At 49.6% G+C, this 1,348-nt stretch carries 2 protein-coding genes; both read left to right on the forward strand.

Going from position 1 to position 1,348, the window contains the following annotated elements; translation table 11 throughout:
- Window positions 1-190 precede the first annotated feature (190 nt).
- Entirely contained in the window at window positions 191-499 is a 309-nt protein-coding gene (locus tag MLC59_RS19705) for an antibiotic biosynthesis monooxygenase family protein (RefSeq protein ID WP_345799795.1), read from the forward strand.
- 295 nt (window positions 500-794) lie between these two features.
- A complete protein-coding gene (locus MLC59_RS19710) occupies window positions 795-1,097 on the forward strand; it encodes a type II toxin-antitoxin system TacA family antitoxin (RefSeq protein ID WP_248237299.1) in 303 nt (100 codons plus the stop codon).
- Window positions 1,098-1,348 lie beyond the last annotated feature (251 nt).

Genomic DNA, 1,348 nt, shown 5'->3' on the forward strand with positions numbered 1-1,348 from the left:
GCACGGCGAGCCACTTCATTGCCATCTGCTTTCTGATTGCCGGCAAGCTCAAGCATCTGCCAGCAAACCCGTTCCAGGCGCCATTACAGCGAATGGTTTCAAGCTAATGTTCCACACGAAATGGAAGAGAACCAATTTCTGCAATGATAAAGCTCGCTGCCTAATTGCTCTTATTTGAGAAGGGGGTAAGGTGATTCGGGTAATTTACCGCTGGAAAGTAAAGGAAGATGACATCGCAAACTTCCAAGAGGTGTGGAGCCGCACCACGAATCACATACATGAGACTGTGGCGGGAGCGTTGGGAAGCTTTATGCTTCGTAGCCCAGAAGATCCGACTGAAATTCTGACAGTGGCAAAGTGGGATTCAGTAGAGAACTGGAAGACCTTCTGGGTGGCGGATAATCCGTCCGAGATGAAGGGAATGCGGGAGATAGCTCAGCGGATTTCCGTGACCGTATACGATGAAGTTGACGACTTTACGCGGAGTCACGCAGAGTAGCTCGGCGGGATCGTTTACGTGCCATATAACCAGTGGCTGTTGTCGGACGCAGCAACGCTGGCGCTTCGGTGCACCGCAAAGCCAAGGCGTTATCGCACCATCTGAATGTTCGCTTTGCGACCTGGTCCAGCTGAGAGCCTTATAGATTTAATGTGCCAAATTGGCACACAATGTTGATTGAGGAAATTAAGTATGCCAAAATGGCACACACAGGTTGATTTCGTAGAGTCATTTTTATCAAGGAAGAGGGTTTTCTTGGGTTCCAGTCGAGACTATCCCACCATCGGTGAAAAATATGATGAACACACAAAGTAAAGACACTCGCCTGGTGGCCCGTGTCGATGAAGAAACACAGAGGCTTATTGCTCATGCAGCAGAGTTAACGGGCCGCAGCTTGAGTCAGTTCCTGGTTTACGCTGCAAAGAAAGAAGCACAAGAGGCCGAGCGTCAGGCGCTACAGATTCAGGTTTCCCGGCAAAGTGCTGATCTTATGCTGGAGCTGCTGGATAACCCTGAGCCGATTAACCCAAAGCTTCGGGAAGCTGCACTCAACCACAGGAAGTTGGCTGGTGACTTTAAGAACCGAAGAAATCAGTAAAAAGCACAATCGGCGAAAATTTGACTGTGGTAAGCCTGCACTCAACGAGTTCTTAAAGAAAATTGCCCGGCAAAGCAGCCAGAAGATGGCGACACGGACTTATGTACTGATTGAAGATGAGGACGACCCGACGGAGATCCTGGGTTATTATACTCTTCTTCCCAGCACTATTGTCGTAAGCGTTCATCCTACGACGTAGTTGACCTACTTCACGTCACGCAGAGGCCTCAGTAACTCCGGCGAGACCTTGT

Origin of the sequence: Marinobacter bryozoorum (assembly GCF_023156245.1) — a bacterium.
In the GTDB taxonomy this organism is placed as follows: domain Bacteria; phylum Pseudomonadota; class Gammaproteobacteria; order Pseudomonadales; family Oleiphilaceae; genus Marinobacter; species Marinobacter bryozoorum.